This window comes from Salmonirosea aquatica, assembly GCF_009296315.1.
Taxonomy (GTDB): Bacteria; Bacteroidota; Bacteroidia; order Cytophagales; family Spirosomataceae; genus Salmonirosea; species Salmonirosea aquatica.
Genome location: NZ_WHLY01000002.1, coordinates 5,473,354 through 5,492,533 on the forward strand (window position 1 = coordinate 5,473,354; position 19,180 = coordinate 5,492,533).

The 19,180-nt window shown below is 53.8% G+C and carries 15 protein-coding genes; 6 read left to right on the forward strand and 9 right to left on the reverse strand.

The genetic code is table 11. The features are described from left to right. Positions 1-2: 2 nt before the first annotated feature. Complete coding sequence (locus tag GBK04_RS23550; protein WP_152763962.1) at positions 3-413, reverse strand: DoxX family membrane protein; 411 nt, start codon at positions 411-413, stop codon at positions 3-5. Between the two features lie 113 nt (positions 414-526). After that, positions 527-1,372 (reverse strand): metallophosphoesterase family protein, encoded by an 846-nt coding sequence (locus GBK04_RS23555; RefSeq protein ID WP_152763964.1) that lies wholly within the window; start codon positions 1,370-1,372, stop codon positions 527-529. A 127-nt stretch (positions 1,373-1,499) separates the two neighbouring features. On the opposite strand from GBK04_RS23555, the gene GBK04_RS23560 reads away from it, so the two are divergent. After that, a complete protein-coding gene (locus GBK04_RS23560) occupies positions 1,500-2,441 on the forward strand; it encodes an NIPSNAP family protein (RefSeq protein WP_373331276.1) in 942 nt (313 codons plus the stop codon). Between the two features lie 139 nt (positions 2,442-2,580). Here the strand turns inward: GBK04_RS23560 and GBK04_RS23565 are convergent, their stop codons facing one another. After that, a complete protein-coding gene (locus GBK04_RS23565; protein WP_152763966.1) occupies positions 2,581-4,020 on the reverse strand; it encodes an aminotransferase-like domain-containing protein in 1,440 nt (479 codons plus the stop codon). Positions 4,021-4,166: 146 nt separating this feature from the next. On the opposite strand from GBK04_RS23565, the gene GBK04_RS23570 reads away from it, so the two are divergent. The 3 genes from GBK04_RS23570 (at position 4,167) to GBK04_RS23580 (ending at position 6,530) form a co-directional block, all read left to right on the forward strand. Beyond that, the gene (locus tag GBK04_RS23570; protein ID WP_373331277.1) at positions 4,167-5,132 is read left to right on the forward strand and encodes a ketopantoate reductase family protein; all 966 of its coding nucleotides are present in this window, start codon (positions 4,167-4,169) and stop codon (positions 5,130-5,132) included. Next, a complete protein-coding gene (locus GBK04_RS23575) occupies positions 5,129-5,872 on the forward strand; it encodes an SDR family oxidoreductase (RefSeq protein ID WP_152763968.1) in 744 nt (247 codons plus the stop codon). Before GBK04_RS23570 ends, GBK04_RS23575 begins: the two co-directional genes overlap by 4 nt. Before the next feature lie 64 nt (positions 5,873-5,936). Continuing rightward, positions 5,937-6,530: a DUF1572 family protein gene (locus GBK04_RS23580; protein WP_152763970.1), complete on the forward strand. Its 594-nt coding sequence runs from the start codon at positions 5,937-5,939 to the stop codon at positions 6,528-6,530. A 73-nt stretch (positions 6,531-6,603) separates the two neighbouring features. Here the strand turns inward: GBK04_RS23580 and GBK04_RS23585 are convergent, their stop codons facing one another. From GBK04_RS23585 to GBK04_RS23610, 6 genes are all read right to left on the reverse strand, one after another. Further along, complete coding sequence (locus tag GBK04_RS23585) at positions 6,604-7,965, reverse strand: sodium:solute symporter family transporter (protein ID WP_152763972.1); 1,362 nt, start codon at positions 7,963-7,965, stop codon at positions 6,604-6,606. A 30-nt stretch (positions 7,966-7,995) separates the two neighbouring features. Next, positions 7,996-9,450 (reverse strand): SusD/RagB family nutrient-binding outer membrane lipoprotein, encoded by a 1,455-nt coding sequence (locus tag GBK04_RS23590; RefSeq protein WP_152763974.1) that lies wholly within the window; start codon positions 9,448-9,450, stop codon positions 7,996-7,998. 46 nt (positions 9,451-9,496) lie between these two features. Then, entirely contained in the window at positions 9,497-11,617 is a 2,121-nt protein-coding gene (locus GBK04_RS23595) for a xanthine dehydrogenase family protein molybdopterin-binding subunit (protein ID WP_152763976.1), read from the reverse strand. A 20-nt stretch (positions 11,618-11,637) separates the two neighbouring features. Further along, a complete protein-coding gene (locus tag GBK04_RS23600; RefSeq protein WP_152763978.1) occupies positions 11,638-12,633 on the reverse strand; it encodes an FAD binding domain-containing protein in 996 nt (331 codons plus the stop codon). A 17-nt stretch (positions 12,634-12,650) separates the two neighbouring features. Then, a complete protein-coding gene (locus tag GBK04_RS23605) occupies positions 12,651-13,436 on the reverse strand; it encodes a 2Fe-2S iron-sulfur cluster-binding protein (protein ID WP_152763980.1) in 786 nt (261 codons plus the stop codon). Positions 13,437-13,550: 114 nt separating this feature from the next. After that, positions 13,551-16,775 carry a SusC/RagA family TonB-linked outer membrane protein gene (locus GBK04_RS23610; RefSeq protein WP_152763982.1) on the reverse strand — a complete coding sequence of 1,075 codons (3,225 nt, stop codon included), beginning with the start codon at positions 16,773-16,775 and terminating at the stop codon, positions 13,551-13,553. 310 nt (positions 16,776-17,085) lie between these two features. Here GBK04_RS23610 and GBK04_RS23615 point away from each other — a divergent pair, with 310 nt between their 5' ends. Further along, positions 17,086-18,543 (forward strand): alkaline phosphatase D family protein, encoded by a 1,458-nt coding sequence (locus tag GBK04_RS23615; RefSeq protein ID WP_152763984.1) that lies wholly within the window; start codon positions 17,086-17,088, stop codon positions 18,541-18,543. A gap of 91 nt (positions 18,544-18,634) precedes the next feature. Beyond that, the gene (locus tag GBK04_RS23620) at positions 18,635-19,087 is read left to right on the forward strand and encodes an SRPBCC domain-containing protein (protein WP_152763986.1); all 453 of its coding nucleotides are present in this window, start codon (positions 18,635-18,637) and stop codon (positions 19,085-19,087) included. Positions 19,088-19,180 lie beyond the last annotated feature (93 nt).

Sequence of the window (19,180 nt, forward strand, 5' to 3'; positions counted from 1 at the left end):
GGTCAGGCTATCTTTCGCCGACTGTCCAGTGACCAGGCATTGTCGGCCGCATAACGCATCAGGAAGTAAAAAAACAGGGAGTAGACGATCTGCGAACCTACCAAAGCCCAGTCCTGCCGAAGCGAGGTCCCGAAGATCAGCACCATCATGACCACGGCTCCTGCCATGATTGCCTGACGGGTGAATAAGCCTAAAAGCAGCAAAAGTCCAATCGTACCCTCAAAAAAAGGAAGAATAGTCGCAAACACATCCACCAACGGCTGAGGCAGCCAGGTTTCCTGAAAATCAGTTACCGTTTTCTCGCGGAATTTGTCCAGGTGGCCGAAGATACGGACCACTCCGTGCATGAAGAAGTTGAGTCCCATCGTGAGGCGAATGAGCAGGTAGGCGATTTGGGCGTCTTTCTTATTCATAGGATTTTCAAGTTGGTAGCTTTTGGTCTAGACGCACGAAAAAATCAGACCAAGCCGATGGTTGTACCTACTTCATACGAGCAGAAAGATCGAATTTATTGATAAATTAAATTTCAAGAGGGAAGTTGGTGCATCAACGCTACGCCTTGCCGCTCCTGCTCCGCTTCCGGCAAAATCTCACAATTATCCCAAATCCCCGTTAGCAATGTTTTGGCGTAGGCTTCGGGCAGGTGATTTTCCAGCATCAACCGATTTGCCCGGGCATTATCATAGGTGAAGGATTCAAAAGAATAGGAAAAGCCCCCGTAGGAGTCGTCGAGCAAAAGGTACCATACGCGGGGGGTACCATCGTTGGCGGGCATCCCGATGACGCCGGCGTTGAGCCAGAAGCAATCATCCCGCACATCGGCAAAGGGTAGCCCGGCGTGGCCCGCCAGCATTACATCGGCACCCGTAGTTTGAAAGTGCCTTTCCTTCGTGGTCCAGGGTGTGGATTCGAAGACGTATTCCGACACATGGGCGGGAGACCCATGGACGACGGCTACGGACTTACCCGCATACTGGAAAGTAAGATGCTGCGGTAGATCGGCCATCCATTGGATCGCATTGGCCGAGAGCGAGCGGACGGCGTAGGGAAACCAGGTACGGGAAAACAGATCGCAGCGGCCACCTTCCCGGTAGTTGCAGCCACAATCGTCCTCGCCGCCGACGATATTTTGCTCCACGTTGCCGGAAATGCAATGAATGCCCCAAGCTTTTACCAATTGCACTGCTTCTTCCGGCTGGGCGCAGTAGCCCACCACGTCGCCGGTGCAGATAATGTTTTGAGGCGGGATTCCCTGGTTTGTAGCGATGTGCTGTAATTCCGTCAGGGCCTGTAGGTTGGAATAGGGGCCGCCAAAAACGAGAAGTTTACCGGTAAGTTTGCCGAGGTATTGGGCGTATGGTATTTTATTCATGTACTTTTCCGATGAAAGAAGTTCTGGTATAAACAGAGTGACTGGCCCTGCGGGTTCAGAACCTGGTCTGATTCCAAGATTAGGCAACTATATTGCATAGTATAGTATACCCCAGAAGTCGAGCTACTTGTTTCCAGGACTTTCTTTAAATACTCTGAACAGCAGGAAAGATACGCTGATGGGTCAAATAATTGGAGAACAATTCCATTCCTTTTTAGCCTTTATTCCTATTTTTGAAGAACCCTACTTCCTTTTTACAATTTTTATCATGAAAAGACGCCATTTTGTTAAAGCTTCACTACTTACTCCGGTTGCTGCACAGTTCACAAATTCAGTTGGTAATAAATCAACTTCCAGTTCAAAGCAAGCTGATTTAGAGTATTATGAACTCCGGATTTACACCATGAAAAATGGCCGACAACTAAGTTTGGTTCAAGATTACCTCAAACAGGCGGCTATTCCTGCCTTGAATAAATTGGGTAGCAAAAACATCGGAGTGTTTACAGAGTATCTGGCGGAGGGCTTTACCAAACTGGTCGTGATCATTCCTTATGCTTCCATAGATGCCTTTCTTAAAGTCAACGATCAGCTGGCCAATGATACCGCCTACCAGCAAGCCGGTGCGGCTTACCTGACGGCTGATGGATCTTCTGCCCCAGCCTATGAGCGCATAGAAAGCTCTCTGCTACAATCATTTGCGATGATGCCCAAGCTGGAGGTGCCCGAAAAAAAGGCACGGATTTTTGAGTTGCGCCGGTATGAAAGCCCGGGTGAAGCGGCTGGAAAAAAGAAAATAGAAATGTTTAACGAGGGCGGTGAAATTTCCATTTTTAAGCGTACAGGCTTGACACCCGTCTTTTTTGGTGAAACCTTAATTGGTCCCCTACGACCCAATTTGACGTATATGCTAACTTTCGACGATATGGCTGATCACGACCAAAGCTGGAAAACCTTTTCTGCTGATCCGGAGTGGAAAAAAGTCAGTGCGATACCGGACTATGCCAATGCTAAAATTATTTCTAACATTCACCGCATGTTTCTAGTCCCCACGGCTTTCTCTCAGATTTAAGAAGCTGTTGAGTGGCTACCGACTGGTTTTGCCCAATACGTGGGTAAGGCCAGTCGGTAGCATTTATACGGATGCCTGAATTATCGTACTGAATGGATTCTTTCGGGCATAGCAATAAAAATATCAGCCAGTAGTAGTGTTATACTTCCGCTTTGGCCAGCTCTCCCAGTCGCCGGAGGGTACCTTCTAGTTCATCATTCCACAGCAGGCCGTAGTTCAGCCGCAGGCAATGGCCGTACTGGTTCTGTAGGGTGAAGATCCGACCGGGAGCGAAGCTGATCTTGTGAGAAAGTGCCTTGCCGTATAGTTCAAGCGCGTCAACGTGCCGGGGCAGTTCTACCCACTGTACAAAGCCTCCCTGAGGGCAGCTGGCCCTCGTTCCTTCGGGAAAGTAGTCGGCAATGGCGCGGGCGAAGTTCAACTGATTGGCGTGCAGAGTGCGCCTTAGCTTACGGAGGTGGTTCTCATACCGGCCGGTCTCCAGAAAGCCGGCGACGACCTCCTGTGTAATCGATGCAGTCGAGATGGAGTGATACAGCTTCATCCGGAGGACTTGCTCTCTGAACCGGCCGGGGGCGACCCAGCCCACCCGGTAGCCCGGAGCCAGCGTTTTCGAAACAGAGCCGCACCACAGCACTAGGCCGCTACGGTCGTAGGTTTTGCAGGATTTGGGCCGCTGCGTACCAAAGTAGACGTCCCCGTTGAGGTCATTCTCGATCAGTGGTACATTGTATAGCTCGGCCAGGCGCACTGCTTCCCGCTTATGTTCGTCGGGCATACAACTGCCCAGCGGGTTGCTGAAATTGGGGATCAGTAGGCTGGCTTTTACTCGGCCTTCTCGTAGTGCGTGTTCGTAGGCGTTCAGGTCCACTCCAGTCTGTGCGTGCATCGGCAATTCAAGCACCCGCAGGCCCAGCGCCTGCGCCAGCCGGAGCATGCCGAAGGATACGGGACTTTCCATAGCGATAGTGTCACCCTTGTCGGCCACAGCCATCAGGCAGTAGGAGAGAGCATTCAGGCAGCCGCTGGTGGTAATCACATCATCCATCCCCAGATTGCACTCCATGGCAAAAGCCCAGCGGGCGATCTGACGGCGCAGCCGCTCGCTGCCTTCCACTTTGTCGTAAGCTATACCGCTACCCGTAAGTGATCGGGTAGCCAGCATTAGCCCCTTGTTCAACTTGGCAATGGGCAGCAACTCATTGGCTGGGGTACCCAGAGAAAGAGGAAGGCTACCCGGTTCGCCCAGAGTGCCATATACCTGACTAACCAGCGCGTCGGGGTCTCCATCGTGGGGCATTGATGAGGGGGTAGTGGCGTTGGGAAGGGAGGGGCGACGGCTACGGGGGTAGCGAACGTAGTAGCCGGACTGCGGGCGTGACTCGATGAGTCCTTTGCTTTCCAGATCATAGTAAGCGCTCATGGCGGTATTTTGGCTTACTCCGTATTCACGGCAAATCGTGCGTAAGGATGGTAGCTTATCCCCAGTACGCAGGATGCCGTCTAGAATCTGTTGTTGAATGACGCCGGCGATGCGCGCATACAAAAAGCTGGGGTTTTTCTGAATATCGTTACTCATTATTTTACAAACTGCTCCCTGCAAAAATAAAAAAACTGCCTCTGCTATCGCATTCCGTTACTACCCAACTTTGCTCTATTATCCTGCACCAGCCCTCAAAACGGGAACGACGGCAGAATTACCCAAGCGACATTCAAAGTAAAACAATGAAGCGTATGGCTTACAATGTGGAGAGCGTATTCATTATAGGGGCTGGCGCAATCGGCAAAGCCCTTGCGGTGTTTCTCAAACTAGCGGGCCGGAAGGTGGTGCTGGTCCGTGGAAGCGTAGACGAAGCCGGTAGCCAGATCGAACGCCTCCGGGTAGAAGCCGCCGGAGATACGCTGCGGGAGGCTTCCATTGAGGTAGCTACCCTGAATGAATTTTCCACGCTGAACGGCCTCGTCGTACTGGCTACCAAGTCCTACGGCAACCAGCGCCTGTCCGACCTGCTCCGGGACAAAATCGGGGATTCACCCCTGGTGCTGCTGCAGAACGGCCTGGGCGTCGAGCGCCCCTTCCTTGAACGGGGCTTCCCGCAGGTGTACCGGGCCATACTGTTCGTGACGAGCCAGTGCCTCAGCGAGGATACTGTCCGGTTCAGACCCGTGGCGGTTTCGCCCATCGGGGTGGAAAAAGGTGAAGTCACCGCGCTCAGTGCCATCGTCCGGCAGCTCAATACCCCCGATTTTGGTTTTAAAAGTGAAGAGAACATTCAGCCCATTATCTGGCAAAAGGCGATTGTCAACTGCGTGTTCAACTCGGTCTGCCCCTTGCTGGAGGCGGATAACGGCCTGTTCCACCGCAATGAAGCAGCTTTGGAATTGGCCCGGCGGATCATCGCTGAATGCACGGCCGTGGCCCGTGCAAAGGGGATCATGATCGGGCCTGATGAGGTGGAAGAGAGCCTTTTGCGAATCAGCAGGTCATCCGACGGACAGCTCATTTCCACCCTACAGGATATCCGCAGCCGCAGGCCGGTTGAAATAGATACCTTGAATTTTGAAATCGTGCGGATCGCCCGGAGCCTGGGCCTGGACAACCGGGTACGGGAGACCGGACTGCTCGGGGAACTGACGGGATTAAAAGCAAAACTGGTACTTGAAATGCCTAACCAAACCACAAGACTATGAAAGTAATGCTCATTACGGGGGCCAGCCGGGGAATCGGCGCGGCCACGGCGCAGCTGGCCGCGGAAAATGGTTTTGCCGTGGCGGTTAATTTTCACCGCAGTCGGGAGGCGGCTGAACGGCTGGTCGTTGGCATCACGGACCGGGGTGGCAAGGCGGTGGCCATCCGGGCCGATGCCTCCCGGGAGGAGGAGATCCGGCATTTGTTTGAAGAAACAACCCGGCAACTGGACAGGCTGGATTGCCTGGTCAACAACGCGGGGATTTTGGAGCGGCAGATGCGACTGGACGAGATGGAGGTTGACCGCCTGCATCGGGTTTTCACCACCAACATCACCGGCCCCTTCCTCTGCGCCCGGGAAGCGGTGCGGCGGATGTCGACCAAGTACGGCGGGTACGGTGGAACGATCGTCAATGTGTCGTCGCTGGCGGCAAAAACAGGGGCTCCCAACGAGTACGTCGACTATGCGGCTTCCAAAGGTGCCCTGGACTCCCTAACTATGGGCCTGGCCCGGGAAGTGGCCGCGGAGGGTATCCGTGTCAACGGCGTGCGGCCGGCCTTCATCCATACCGATATCCACGCCCAGGGCGGAGAACCGGGTCGCATCGAGCGTCTGAAAGACAGTATTCCCTTAAAACGCGGTGGTACGGCCCGCGAAGTGGCCGAGGCCATTTTGTGGCTGGCTTCGGATAAATCCTCTTATTCGACCGGCACCTTCATCGATGTAACGGGTGGCCGGTAGCGCTAGGATACCGGGGCGGAGGCGGTAAAACATAAAGCGGCGAACACTAAAAACTACAGAAACCATGAACACATCTTATCTGACAAGCGTGATCAGGCAATTTGAATATTACAAAAAGCTGGGAGAGGGGGCCATGGAACAGCTGGCCGATGAGGCGCTCTTCTGGCAATACAATGGGGCGAGCAATAGCATTGCGGTCATAGTGAATCATCTGGCGGGGAATATGCTTTCCCGTTTCACCGATTTTCTGACCACGGATGGGGAAAAACCCTGGCGCAACCGCGATGGGGAGTTTGAAAATCGCTTTACCAGTCGCGCGGAATTGCTCGCTTACTGGGATCAGGGCTGGCAGCGCCTTTTGGAGACCCTGAATGGTATCAGAGAGGATCAACTTGAAGATATTGTGTATATCCGCAACGAGGAGCATACGATAACAGAGGCCCTAAATCGCCAGCTGGCTCATTACGCCTACCACATTGGCCAGATCGTCTACATAGCCCGGATGGTCAGGGGGGAAGGATGGAAGAGCCTGTCGATTCCTCGCCATAGGTCAGAAGAATATAATACCCGGAAATTTGGCCTGGAAAGGGGAATCAGGCATTTTACGGAAAACGTGCAGGCATTGGATACTCCTTCGGAGGCCGATGGAGAAGATTGAAGAAAGGCGAAGCTATTAGAGTCGTTCTGTCTGCGTTGAACCGATAAGTTTGAAACATACCGATTGGTCAACTTTAAATAGCCTTATGGCCCCGTCGGATTCGGCCAGTAAGGCAACTTATCCCAAACACCGAAAAACAGTATACGCTGGTAATCACGTTGGTACTGAGCAGCGCCGCGTATTTGCCTTCGGTAAATATAAGCCAGTCGGGCAGGGTAATGAACGATAGGGTACCCCCCAGCAATAATCCGCCCACCACCGATAAATGAAAAGCGATGCGGGGTACCCTGGCGCTCCAAAACAAGAAAATGGGCGCCAGCCCCAGCACCACGGTACCACTGACGGTTGTGGCGGAGAGAATGGTGGGGTCGAAGAAAACGGGAATGGTACCCAGCACCGTCAACGCTACCATCGCCAGACGGCCCGTCGATACTTTGGGGAGGGGTGAACGGCTGAGGTCTATACTCACCAGTTTGGAAAAAGATGCCATCGCTGAATCCAGCGTGGAGGATGCCGACGTAACCATAATCAGGTTCATCAGCAACAGCATCGGAGCGCCGAAATACCGGGCTGCGGCTACGGGAGCCTCGCCTTCCAGACCTTGTAATCGGGTGAAAATACCCACAAAACTAAAAAAGACGATACACAGCGCCCCAATCAAACCCGCCCAGAGGTAGGATTTCAGGGTAGTTTTGGGGGCGGAAATGAAGCCCCGATCGGTCAGAACGGGATCGTGGAAGGGGTAGCTGAAGCATTGGATGACGGCCACCAGCAACAGGTCGAGGCCGTGGGCCAAATCCCAGGTACCACTTGTGGCGAAGGACTGAATGCCTCCTTCCTGAGCAGGAAAAATAAAGCCCAGAATGACCACCAGCAATACGACGAAGAGCGCCATCTGAATCACATCGGTCATGATCGAACTGCTCATGCCGCCTTTGAGGGTATAGGCCAGCGTCAACAGTGTAAACACCACGATGGCCACATAGTAGGGTAGTGTACCCGTGGCACCGAAGTAGCTGCCAATGACAATCGTATTGGACCAGATTTCATTGTACAACCGGATGATAATCAGGAAAGTAAAGACCACAATGGCTCCCCGCCCGAACTTGGTTTCGAGAAAGTGATGGATGCTAAGGTACCCCCCTCGGGTACGCAATCTGATGATGACCAGCCCCGCTACTACGAATGACAGGTAGTACCCTGCGTAGGCTACTCCGCCCACTAGCCCAAAGCTTTGGCCCAAGTTGGCGGCGTTGGTAATGGATTTGGCAAAAAGCCACGAAATGACCAGGCTGCTCGTCAGGAACAGCGCGTTGGGGGCCTGTTCGCGGCGGCTACCCCGGAAAAATTCGTCGGCTGTGCGTGCTAGAGGCGCTACAAAATACAGCCCCACGCTCGACGCCAGCACGAGAAACCATTGCAGTATAGTGATCAAGTCAATTTCTCATTCTATCGTTATTCCCACCTACTTCGTCGCCCACCACGTAGGTACGTTGACGCTGTTGTTGTCTGTTTTGGCGGCGGCCTGTTGGAAGGCTTCACCGTTGAGGGCGGCCTCACTGCCGGGGTAGGGTAGACGCACGGGGATCAGATTGTTGTTCAGACTAGCCGAAATGGTTTTCAGCTTGGGAAAACCCGTGCGCCGCCACTCGATCCAGCCCTCGTAGCCATTGTCAAGACTGGCGAGCCATTTCTGGGTGATGATCTGTTCGATGGGGTTCTGACCGTTGGCTTTGTAGCCTACTTTGTCACTCGTAAGGTAGGTGGCGGGCAGCGGCGTGAGCCAATAGGCAAACGCCTGCGTGATGCCCTTCTCGTACCATTCCTTTGCGGAGGCGTCGATCAAACCCTTTTCGGCGGCTTCGGCCAGCCAGAAACTGGTTTCGTAGGCCGTCATGTAGTTAGCATTCAGTTTGTCGGAATTTTCGCGGAATATAGCTCCTGAGAGCGAGTAGTTGGAAACGGAAATTGACAGCTTGGAAGCATCCGGGCCGTTCAGCAGGCCTTTGTATACCTTCGGGTCAGCCGCTGTAGGCCGGAAGTACACTGCCACGCGCGGGTCGTTCAGATTGGCCAAAATCTCCTCGATCGTCTTGGACATGATGAACAGATTGTAATCACCAATCCGGGCCGTAGCCATGCGGAAATTGTTGGGCTGCGAAGCCGTGAATTTGTAAGTGGCGTTGTCGGTACTGGCTTTGATGAAGGTACCCTCGTTATAAACGGCCTGCAAACGGGCTTTGACGTCGGCTTTACCCGAAATACGCATCAGATACTTGATCTTCAATGAATTGGCAAACAGCACCCACTTCGACAAGTTGCCGCTGTACAGAATGTCTCCGTCCAGTTTGGTGGCACCCTTATAATTTTTCAGAGCCGCCACGGCCTGGTCTAAATTATCAAGAATACCGCCAGGCGCGGTGTAGATGGATTCCTGCGTGTCGTATTTTGGGAGAATAACTCCGGACTTTCCCGAAAGCGCCTCACTATACGGCACATCACCGTACAAGTCGGTAAGGGCAGCGGCCATATAGGCTTTCAGTACCAAAGCCGGGCCTTCGTACACGGCGAAAGCGGGATTAGCTCGCGACTTTTGCAACAAGATCTCATTATCGCGCAAATTGGTATAGATAAACGGCCAGGCGTTGCCGCCGTACTGCGGCTCGGTGAGGCTATGCCGGTCGAACAGGTTGAAGTCGATGGCCGTAAAATATTGGCCCAACAGATTCCCCGCCACGAATCCTTCGTACGACATCTGCTCGTTGTAGTCGAACAGTACCTTCCGCAGCAGCAGCGAGGGCTGCACATCCACAGGTGCATTGGGGTTGGTATTTATTTCCTCAAAATCCTTGGTGCAGCTTAGGGTAAAACTCACCAACGTGATAAAAAGTACCTTGATGTACAGACTTTTATGATTCATTAGGTTGTATAAAGATAGAGTGAGCAGGAAAGTTTGGTACGGGTAATCAGATCAGTTTATCAGGGGTAATGGGCAATTCGCGGACTCGTTTTCCGGTGGCATTGAAAACGGCATTGGCCACCGCCGCAGCCACGCCCACAATGCCTACTTCCCCCAGGCCTTTGACGCCCAGATTGTTGGAAGCTTTTTCTTCTTCGCGAATGAAGATGGTTTCCATAGCGCCTATGTCCAGATTCGCCGGTACATGGTAGTCGGCCAGGGAGCGGGTTACGAAATTTCCCAGGCGCGGATCGACCACCGATTCTTCGGTGAGCGCCATGCCGATGCCCCACACGTTGCCGCCGATCACCTGCGAGCGGGCGGTTTTAGGATTCAGGATTTTGCCGGCTCCGGTTACCGCCAAAAAACGATGCACCCGTACCATGCCGGTGGATTTATCCACCCACACCTCGGCAAAGTTGGCGTTGAAGCTGTGGGACGAATAGTTTTCTGCACTTTCGGGAGCTTTAGAATCCGCGCGGGTCTGGAATGTATCGATGTTTTCAGAAAGCATCATCTGTGCTGCCGTCGGGCGAGCAAAAAACTGCTTGCCCGATTTGGCGATCAGCTCATCCGTGATTTTGTTACAGGCATCATGCACCACATTGGCATAGCTCGTTGCCCCTACCGAACCTACCGAACCCGCCGCGGGAGGTAGGTTCGAATCGCCAATTTTGACGGTTATTTTATTCAAAGGCACCCCCAGTGCATCGGCGGCCGTTTGGGCCAGGATGGTGTAGGTACCCGTGCCCAGGTCGGCAGCGGCCAGTTCTACGGTGGCTTTTACGTCTTTGCCCTCCCGGTTCAACTTCACGATCGCCGAGCTTGGCCTCTGGTGCGCCGGGTAGGTACCACACGCTACCCCGTAGCCGATCAGGTAGTTGCCCTGCTCGTTCTGGCGGGGTTGCGGCTTGCGTTTTTCCCAACCAAAAGCCTTGGCCCCTTCGCGTAGGCATTGTACCGTGGCGCGTGACGACCAGGGTTTGCCGTTGGAGGGGTCGCGTTCGGGTTCGTTTTTAATCCGTAATTCAATCGGGTCCATGTTCAGTTTGTGGGCCAGTTCGTCCATGGCCGATTCGAGCGCAAAACTGCCCGTCGATTTTCCTGGTCCCCGCGTGTAGGTAGGTAGGATCAGGTGCATGGGTACCACCCGGTAGCTGATCAGCGAATTGGGTGTATCATACATGACTTTGGAACAATCGCCGCAGGGCTCCACAAACTCGTTTTCGATGGCGCAGTGGGTGGTTGTTTCATGAGCCAGGGCGGTGAGTTTTCCGCTTTTCGTGGCCGCCAGACTTACTTTCTGAAGGTTGCGTTGCCTCAGTCCAACCGAGTTGAACATCTGGTGGCGCGTCAAGGCCAGTTTCACCGGACGCTTTACCGTTTTGGCGGCCACCGCGGCCAACACCATGTTGGCCCATTGCCCGCCCTTGGAGCCAAAGCCCCCACCGATGTAGGGCGAAACGATCCTGACCTGCTCCAGTTTGAGGCCTAAGGTATTTGCGGCGGCGCTTTGCGCGCCATTCACGATTTGGGCGCTGTTGTATAAAATAAGGTTGTCCCCGTTCCATTCGGCGATGGTGGCGTGAGGCTCCAGCGGGTGGTGGTGCTCGATGGGGGTACTATACACTTCCTCAACCTTATAAACAGCATCGTCGAGGGCAGCTTTCACGTTCCCCCGTGTTTGGTCTTCCTGATCTTTCGGCTTTTTGGCTTCTTTGGCCCATTTTTCAAAATCTACCCGTGGCTCCGATTTTTTGTACTCTACTTTCACCAGTCGCGAGGCATGAATAGCCTGTTCAAAAGTTTCGGCTACCACCAGGCCTATATGTTGCCCAAAGAATTCGATCTCCGGGCTTTGTAGCATGGCACCACCCCGGATACCGCCTTTTTCATTCAGCTTCGGCGCGTTTTTGTGGGTGATCACAGCCAGTACCCCCGGCGATTTTTCGGCCGCTGTAGTATCTATCGACACGATTTTCCCGGACGCAATGGTGCTCTTGAACAATACGGCGTAGGCGGGGTCCTTCACAGGGTGATCCACCGAGTAATCGGCTTTTCCTGTTACCTTCAAGATACCGTCGATGCGAGTGACGGGCGTACCGGTTATTTTATTTTTATCTTCCATAAAATCGAATGACTTACTATTCAGGACTTCCCTCCGTCCAGGGCCATTTGTAAAGCTCTCACGATACTCCGGCGACCTAGCTCCACTTTAAAGGCATTATGCTCCAACGGCCGGGCATCGGCCATTTCAGCGGCGGCGGCAGCCACAAAGTTTGCTTCGGTCGCTTCTTTTCCAACCAACATTTTTTCGGCTTTCAGCGCCCGCCAGGGCTTATGAGCTACCCCACCCAGCGCGATCCGGGACTGCTTGATGCGGGTACCGTCCATCTCGAGCGCGGCGGCGACCGAAACCAGGGCGAAAGCATAGGAAGCGCGGTCGCGGACTTTGAGGTAGTAGGACTTTTCGGCAAAATTGTTCTTAGGTAGCTCAATGGCCACGATCAGTTCGCCATGTTCGAGATTCGTGTCTTTTTCAGGCGTGCTACCGGGCAGGCGATGAAAATCCTCAAACGGAATCGTGCGTTCCTGCCCACCGGCGTTCCTAACCCGGACAATCGCATCCAGTGCCGCCAGAGCCACGGACATGTCGGAAGGGTACACGGCCACGCAGCTGTCGGACCAGCCGAAAATCGCGTGCATGCGGTTGATGCCCTCCCGGGCACCACAACCCGAGCCTGGCTCGCGTTTGTTGCAGGGCATGGAGGTCTCGTAGAAGTAGGGACAGCGGGTACGTTGCAGTAGGTTGCCCCCATTGGTCGCCATGTTCCGGATTTGTCCGGATGCTCCGGCCAAAATCGCCTGTGTGAGTAGGGGGTAGTTTTGCCGGACAAGCGGATGATTGGCTGCATCGGTATTTTTGCCCAGCCCCCCAATCGACAGGCCGCCACCGGACAGAGATTTGATCTGCGTGAGGTTAAGCCGCGTAATATCGATCAGTTCATCGGGACGCTCGACATCCTCTTTCATCAGATCCAGCAGATTGGTACCCCCCGCCAGAAATCGGGCGTTAGGATTCGCAGCCAGCTGTTGGGTAGCGGTGGCAACATCGGTGGCGTTCGAATATTTAAAAGGTCTCATAGGACTGATTGTATGATTTAACCGGCAAATTGCCAGGTTTGCTCGACGGGTTTTCCGCTATGCACTTCCTGAATCGCCGCCACGATGTTGGGATAAGCCCCGCAGCGGCAGATATTCCCCGACATCCGCTCCCGGATTTCTTCGTCGGAAAGCGAAACCGGGGTTGGCTTTTTGCGTACGTTTTCAGTTACGTAGCTGGCTTCGCCCTTTTTGGCTTCGTCCAGTAGGGCGACTGCCGAGCAGATTTGCCCGGAAGTACAAAAACCACACTGAAAACCGTCGTGCTTGAGAAAAGCTTCCTGCATTGGGTGCAACTGATTGCCCTGAGCGATGCCCTCGATGGTTTTGACCGATTTGCCTTCGCAACTGGCAGCCAGCGTAAGGCACGAAAGTACCCGCCGGCCGTCCACAATGACGGTACAGGCTCCGCACTGTCCGTGGTCGCAGCCTTTTTTGGAACCGGTAAGTTCCAGACGTTCGCGCAAGGTATCCAGCAGAGTCATACGGGAGTCGACCAGTACCTTCTTCGCCGCACCATTGACTTGAAAGGCGACATTGACGCCGTTTTCCAGGGAAGCCGGGTCCAATGCCGGTGTCGTTGTGCTTAGTGGGCGGGTCAGTACCTGCTCGGCGGCGGCCGACTGGTAGGCCAGCATCCCGCCGCCCGCCAGAGCCAGCAATTTCATAAAATGCCGTCGGCTGACCCCGGTATCCATAATTTCGTGCAGGTCTTCAGGCATCAGGTCCTCGAACAGTTTCTTTTCGTCCTCGGTCAGTTGCGTTTGTTCGTTTTCTGGATTCATGCGACTAGCTGAAAAATAGGTTCTTGCAGTAGTTAATCAGTAGGGACTCAACTTAATGGCTCGTTTTTTTCTAGAAAAAGAAGTATGCCACAAAGGAGGTCATTTAACCCATTCTTAAAAATTCACACTCAATTTCACCCCTACATTCCGGCTGGTGGGGTAGGTCATATCTTCCACCCCGCTTTGTAGCTGTTGCCCCTGAAAGGAAGTCTGCTCCGGGTCGAAGTGCGGAATGTGCGAGAGTGCGTACAAATTGCGGCCCACCAGGGCTACGGTCAGGTTCTGCATCCGTAGTTTTTGCAGAAATCCGGCGGTGGCGGGCAGCGTGTACCCAATGCTCAGCTCACGCAGTTTCACATAGGAAGCATTGTACACGTTGTTTTCTTCGTGGTTACGGTCGTAGTACATCCGGTAATACGTTTCGGCCGGAATCGCTTTCGTATTGGGTACATACGTAGGATTTTCGGCAGTACCGGTATTGACCACACCCGCGGCTACGATGCCCGCGTCGGGGCGGTCGGCGGTTTCGATCAACTGGCCGGCTACGCCCGCCAGGGCGAGCGTCCGCGATACCAGGATACCGCCCTGCCGCCAGTCGAGCAGAAAACCCAGATTCCAGTTTTTGACCCGTAGCTGATTGGACAGACCTACCATAAAATCAGGATTGTAATTACCCAGTTTTTTGAGGGTGTTGTCTACAATATAGCTCCCGTTGGTCCCCACGATAAAATCGCCGTTTTCATTCTTAAGGTACCCCGTACCCCACATATCGCCCATGCGGTCGCCTTTGCGCACCTGGTACCAGACCGTCTGGTTCACGTTGTCGTAAATCCGGTTGTAGCCCAGCGTGAGGGTACCTGCTTCGTCGGGCAGCGACTCGACGGTAGTGCGGTTACGGCTGAAATTCAGGTTCACATTCCAGCGAATGTCCTTGGTCAGTACGGGTACGTAGGTCACGATAGCCTCCACGCCGCGCGACCGGATCGACCCGCCATTGATCACCCGCTCGCTGTAGCCCGTGGCCAGGGTAATGGGTACCGACAGAATCTGGTTCGTGGTCAGGGCGTCGTAGTAGGTCAGGTCGAAACCCAGCCGGTCGCCGAAGAAGCGCACATCCGCGCCCACTTCATAAGAAGTTGTGGATTCGGGTTTCAGGTTAGCATTGGCGATAAAACTCTGGTCGCTGAAGGTAGGTTGCGAGTAGACGGGCGTCCTGGCGTTGAACACGCCGGAAGTCTGGTAGGGACTGGTATCGTTACCGACATTGGCCACACTCGCCCGTACTTTGGCAAAAGACAAGGCGTAGGGTAGGTCGAACTGGTTGGAAAGTACCCAACTGGCCGAAATTGACGGATAGAAAAACGAAACATTGGCCGTGGAGGTAGGGGTAGCCAGTGCGCTCGACCAGTCGTTGCGGCCCGTAATGTCTACGAAAAGTACATCCTTAAAACCCAGTTTGATCAAACCATACAAACTGTTGATCCGTTTTTCGGCGGCATTCTGGTAGGCTTCCACGGGCGAAGCCGCATTGTTGAGCTTGAATACGCCAGGCTGCGCCAGCGACAGGGCCTGGTATTGATCGAAAGACGCCGTCTGGTCCATGCGATTGCCACCCGCCGAAATATCGAATGAGAAGTTACCCAGCATTTTCCGGTAGTTCAGCAGGAAATCCGTGTTGACTTCCCGGAAAAAGACATTGTTTTCGGCGTAGGCGCCATTCTTAAAACGGTTGCTGCTGTAGGCCCGCCGGAACTGCCGCTTTTCGCTCGAATAGTCCATCCCGCTACGTACCATCAGCTGCAGGTCGTGCGTGAGGTCGGCAGTCACGGCCAGGTTGCCGATCAGGCGGTCGCGGTTGAACGAGTTTCGGTTTTCGTACAGTGTAAAGTACGGGTTGTCGAAGTAGGTATAATTATAGGAGTACTGTTGCACGCCTTCCAGGCCGGGCTGCCAGTATTGCTTCATCGGGTCGATGTCCGTTTGGCGCCCCAGCCAGGCACTCAGGGCATAGTTGATGTTCTCGGAGCCGTACTTGGTGGCGGGCCGGTTATCGCTGTTGGAGTTAATGTAGTTGATGGACGAAGTGAATTTCAGTCGTTTAATAGGCTGAAATTGCAGCCGCGCTGCCACCGTCTTCCGCTTCAAATCCACGCCCGGAATCGTCGAATGGCTGTTCAGATCTGTGTAGGAAAGCCGGTAGTTGCCTTTGGCGTAGCCGCCCGAAATGGCCAGATTGTTGATGGCCGTATGCCCCGTTTGGTAGAAATCCTTAAGATTGTCGGGATGCGAGATAAAGGGTGTAGGCGTGATGGGCGCCCCGCCGTGTACGCTCACATCGCCGCCGCGCACCACGCGTCCGTCGGGTAGGGGCACGGGGCTGTCGTACTGCTGGATCAGGGTACCCTGATCCAGTTTTGGGCCATAGCTGTACGAAATATTGTCGTTGATCCCGCCGCTCAATCCGTCGACGTACTTAAAGGCTCCGCTATTTCCCTGCCCGTAGCTATTCTGGAACTGCGGCAATTGAAACGGCCGCTCGGCGAAGAAGGTACTGTTGAAGCTCACGCCGATACCTTTGCCGTTGGTGGCGTTGGCACTGCCATCCTTGGTCGTGATCAGGATTACGCCATTGGAAGCGCGGGTACCATACAGCGCCGCCGCGCCGGGTCCTTTCAACACCGATACCGAGGCGATATCATCGGGATTGATTTCCATGCCGCCGTTGCCGAAGTCGATCTCCTGGAAGCCGTTGGCGTCGTCGTCCACGCGGTTGACGATGGTGCGGTTGTTGATCGGGATGCCGTCTACCACAAACAACGGATTGTTATTGGTAAAAGACGACTCGCCCCGGATGGTGATCTTCGATGATGAACCTACCCCCGTGGAGCCCGCATTGATGGTGACGCCCGCCACTTTTCCGGTCAGATTGTCCAGAAAATTCGGTGCTTTCACCTCATTGATTTCGCGACCCTCGACTTTCTGAATCGAGTACCCCAGGTTGCGGGTGTTACGTTCCAGACCCAGGGCCGTCACGACCACTTCGTTGAGTGAAAGTCCTTCTTCAAGCGATACCGTCAGGTTTTTTTGCCCCGTGTAGGTGATTTCCTGCGTACGGAATCCAATGTATGAGAAAACCAGCACATCATTCGTACCTAGACCGGAGAGACTGAAATTGCCGTTAGCGTCGGTGAGGGTACCAGTTTGGGTACTTCTTACCTGAATGCTCACCCCTTCGATGGGTTGCCCCGAGGCTTTTTCAGTGACCTGCCCGGTCAGATTCTGCGCAAATAGGGGTAGGTGAATCAGTAGAAGGATCACCGAAAGTATCGCTTGTTTCATGCAAATGGGTTTGTGGTAAGGGGTACCGAATGGTTTTATAGGGGGATGTACGCAAATTAGAAGCGCAGGGATTCATTTTTAACCAGATTTGGGTCCAGGTGTTTAACTTTTGGGCAAGAAGATGGTCAGGCGCCCGTCCACAGGCCGGATGACTGATACCAGAGCCCGACCTGCCTCTCCGCATGCTCCTTCAATTCGGGAGCAGGAGGAATACCGGAAAAATTCTGCGGGATAGCGGGGTATTTTATGGGTTAAAGTTGATTTTTATTGTAAGCAGACAGTACCCTCCTCACCTGAACCCCATAGTTCAATGAAAATAAACAGTCGTCGGCTTTTTCTGAAAAAGGCGGGCATCGGCGTAGCGGCCATCTCTTTTCGAAAGGCTTTGTTCATTCCCACCGATAAATTCCGGATTCCGGCTCCGAACGGTGTGTTTTTTACTACCGGCTGCAAAATGGCCGAAGTCACACCTACCTCCGCCATCTTCTGGACGCGGCTCTGCGCGCAGGCCAAGCCGAACCCGGTCAGGCATCAGCGGCAGGAAAAAGTTTTCAGGCATCCCATTGACTTTGATGAAATGATGCCCGTTGCCCAGATGGATGGCGGGGTAGCGGGTAGGGAAGGAGAGGTACGGGTTACTTTGAAAAGTACCCATCAAACGATCCGCTCGGACTGGCAAAAAGCCTTGACCGAAAGTGATTTTACGGTAAAAATACCGATTGATAAGGTAAGACCCGCCACCCGATACGAGGTACTTTGGGAAGCCAAAGCCGCCGGCAGCGGGCCATTGACCACCATCCAAAGTGCTTTTACGACTCCGTCACTGGACTTGGTAGAAAAACCTATCCAACTCGTAACTTCTACCTGCCAGTACTTCTGGAGCCATGATGACGCCAAACGCGGTTTTAAAACCTACGACAGTATGGCCCGCCTAAATCCGGATTTCTTCGTCCAGACGGGCGACTATGTGTATTACGACAAGCCCGGCCCGCTGGCGAAAACCCTTGAAAAAGCCCGCCACAAATGGCACGCGATGGATGCCTGGCCCGCGTTACGGGATTTTTATCAAAAGGTACCTGTCTACATGCTGAAAGACGATCACGACTTGCTCGACGACGATGCCGATCCCGACTCCCCGGCCTACGGGGAGCTTTCGTTTGAGGACGGCCTGAACGTGTGGCGTGAAAATGTACCGCTGGCCGACAAACCCTACCGTACCTTTCGCTGGGGTAAAGACCTGCAAATCTGGCTGGCGGAGGGCCGGGAATACCGCACGCCCAACAAAACGGCTGACAACCCCGGCAAGACGATCTGGGGTGAAGAACAGAAAAAATGGTTTCAGCAAACGGTGGAAGCTTCGGACGCGACGTTTAAAATCCTGTTTTCACCTACCCCCATCGTGGGGCCAGACCGCGAAAAGAAAACCGACAACCACGCTAACGCCGCATTCCAGACCGAAGGTGACTGGCTGCGAGGGTACCTTGCTGCCCAAAAAAATATGTACGTCGTCAACGGCGACCGCCACTGGCAGTACGTGTCGGTGGATGCCGAAACCGGCCTGATGGAATTTGGGTCCGGCCCGGTCAGCGATTTCCACGCGCAGGGTTGGCCCGAGGATGATGTCCGGCCCGAACATCGGTTTCTACGCGTAAAAGGCGGGTTTCTGGGTGTGAAGATTTCTCGGAAGGATGGTAGCCCAACGGCCGTTTTTACGCATTACGATGTGGATGGTCACCCGACCCACGAGGAAAAGCGGGTAGCGGTATAATTCTTAAATCCCTGCTGACAGTAGGTTGTCACTAGCCCCGGGTACCTTTGGAACAACAGACATAAAATGTATCAAGCCTGAAATTTTTGTAATGGAAAAACTTACCGTAGAAAACAGTATCCACATCGCTGCGCCCGCTGCCCGGGTCTGGGATATGCTGGTGAAGCCCGAATTTACCCGTCAATATATGTTCGGTTGCGCCGCCGAATCAGACTGGCAGGTGGGGAGCCCGCTGGTATGGCGCATGATGCATGAGGGCAAGGAAATAATCCCGGTGAAAGGTACCCTTCTGGAAATTGAGCCCTATGAAGTATTGAAATATACTGTTATCGACCCCTTTGCTCCCTATCCCGACATTCCCGAAAACTACCTCCATGTGACCTACACGCTGGAAGAAGACGCCTACGGAACGACGCTGACCGTGACGCAGGACGGATTCGAGGGGGCCGCCGAGGGAGAGAAACGCTACCAGGATGTGAGCAACAACGGCGAGGGCTGGAACCCGATTCTGGTGCAGATCAAGGAAATTGCTGAGGTGAAATAGAAAATACTTTTTGTAGGGAACTGGAATAGGTCTAATGAGCTACCCCAGGCTCTGTGAATCTTGCGCCGGGGCAGCAATAGAAATCCCTGCCCG

What these genes read in the sequence shown, in the direction of transcription:
- GBK04_RS23550 (WP_152763962.1), bottom strand. Translation starts at nt 413, where the DNA reads ATGAATAAGAAAGACGCCCAAATCGCCTACCTGCTCATTCGCCTCACG.
- GBK04_RS23555 (WP_152763964.1), bottom strand. Translation starts at nt 1,372, where the DNA reads ATGAATAAAATACCATACGCCCAATACCTCGGCAAACTTACCGGTAAA.
- GBK04_RS23565 (WP_152763966.1), bottom strand. Translation starts at nt 4,020, where the DNA reads ATGAGTAACGATATTCAGAAAAACCCCAGCTTTTTGTATGCGCGCATC.
- GBK04_RS23570 (WP_373331277.1), top strand. Translation starts at nt 4,167, where the DNA reads ATGAAGCGTATGGCTTACAATGTGGAGAGCGTATTCATTATAGGGGCT.
- GBK04_RS23575 (WP_152763968.1), top strand. Translation starts at nt 5,129, where the DNA reads ATGAAAGTAATGCTCATTACGGGGGCCAGCCGGGGAATCGGCGCGGCC.
- GBK04_RS23580 (WP_152763970.1), top strand. Translation starts at nt 5,937, where the DNA reads ATGAACACATCTTATCTGACAAGCGTGATCAGGCAATTTGAATATTAC.
- GBK04_RS23590 (WP_152763974.1), bottom strand. Translation starts at nt 9,450, where the DNA reads ATGAATCATAAAAGTCTGTACATCAAGGTACTTTTTATCACGTTGGTG.
- GBK04_RS23595 (WP_152763976.1), bottom strand. Translation starts at nt 11,617, where the DNA reads ATGGAAGATAAAAATAAAATAACCGGTACGCCCGTCACTCGCATCGAC.
- GBK04_RS23600 (WP_152763978.1), bottom strand. Translation starts at nt 12,633, where the DNA reads ATGAGACCTTTTAAATATTCGAACGCCACCGATGTTGCCACCGCTACC.
- GBK04_RS23605 (WP_152763980.1), bottom strand. Translation starts at nt 13,436, where the DNA reads ATGAATCCAGAAAACGAACAAACGCAACTGACCGAGGACGAAAAGAAA.
- GBK04_RS23610 (WP_152763982.1), bottom strand. Translation starts at nt 16,775, where the DNA reads ATGAAACAAGCGATACTTTCGGTGATCCTTCTACTGATTCACCTACCC.
- GBK04_RS23615 (WP_152763984.1), top strand. Translation starts at nt 17,086, where the DNA reads ATGAAAATAAACAGTCGTCGGCTTTTTCTGAAAAAGGCGGGCATCGGC.
- GBK04_RS23620 (WP_152763986.1), top strand. Translation starts at nt 18,635, where the DNA reads ATGGAAAAACTTACCGTAGAAAACAGTATCCACATCGCTGCGCCCGCT.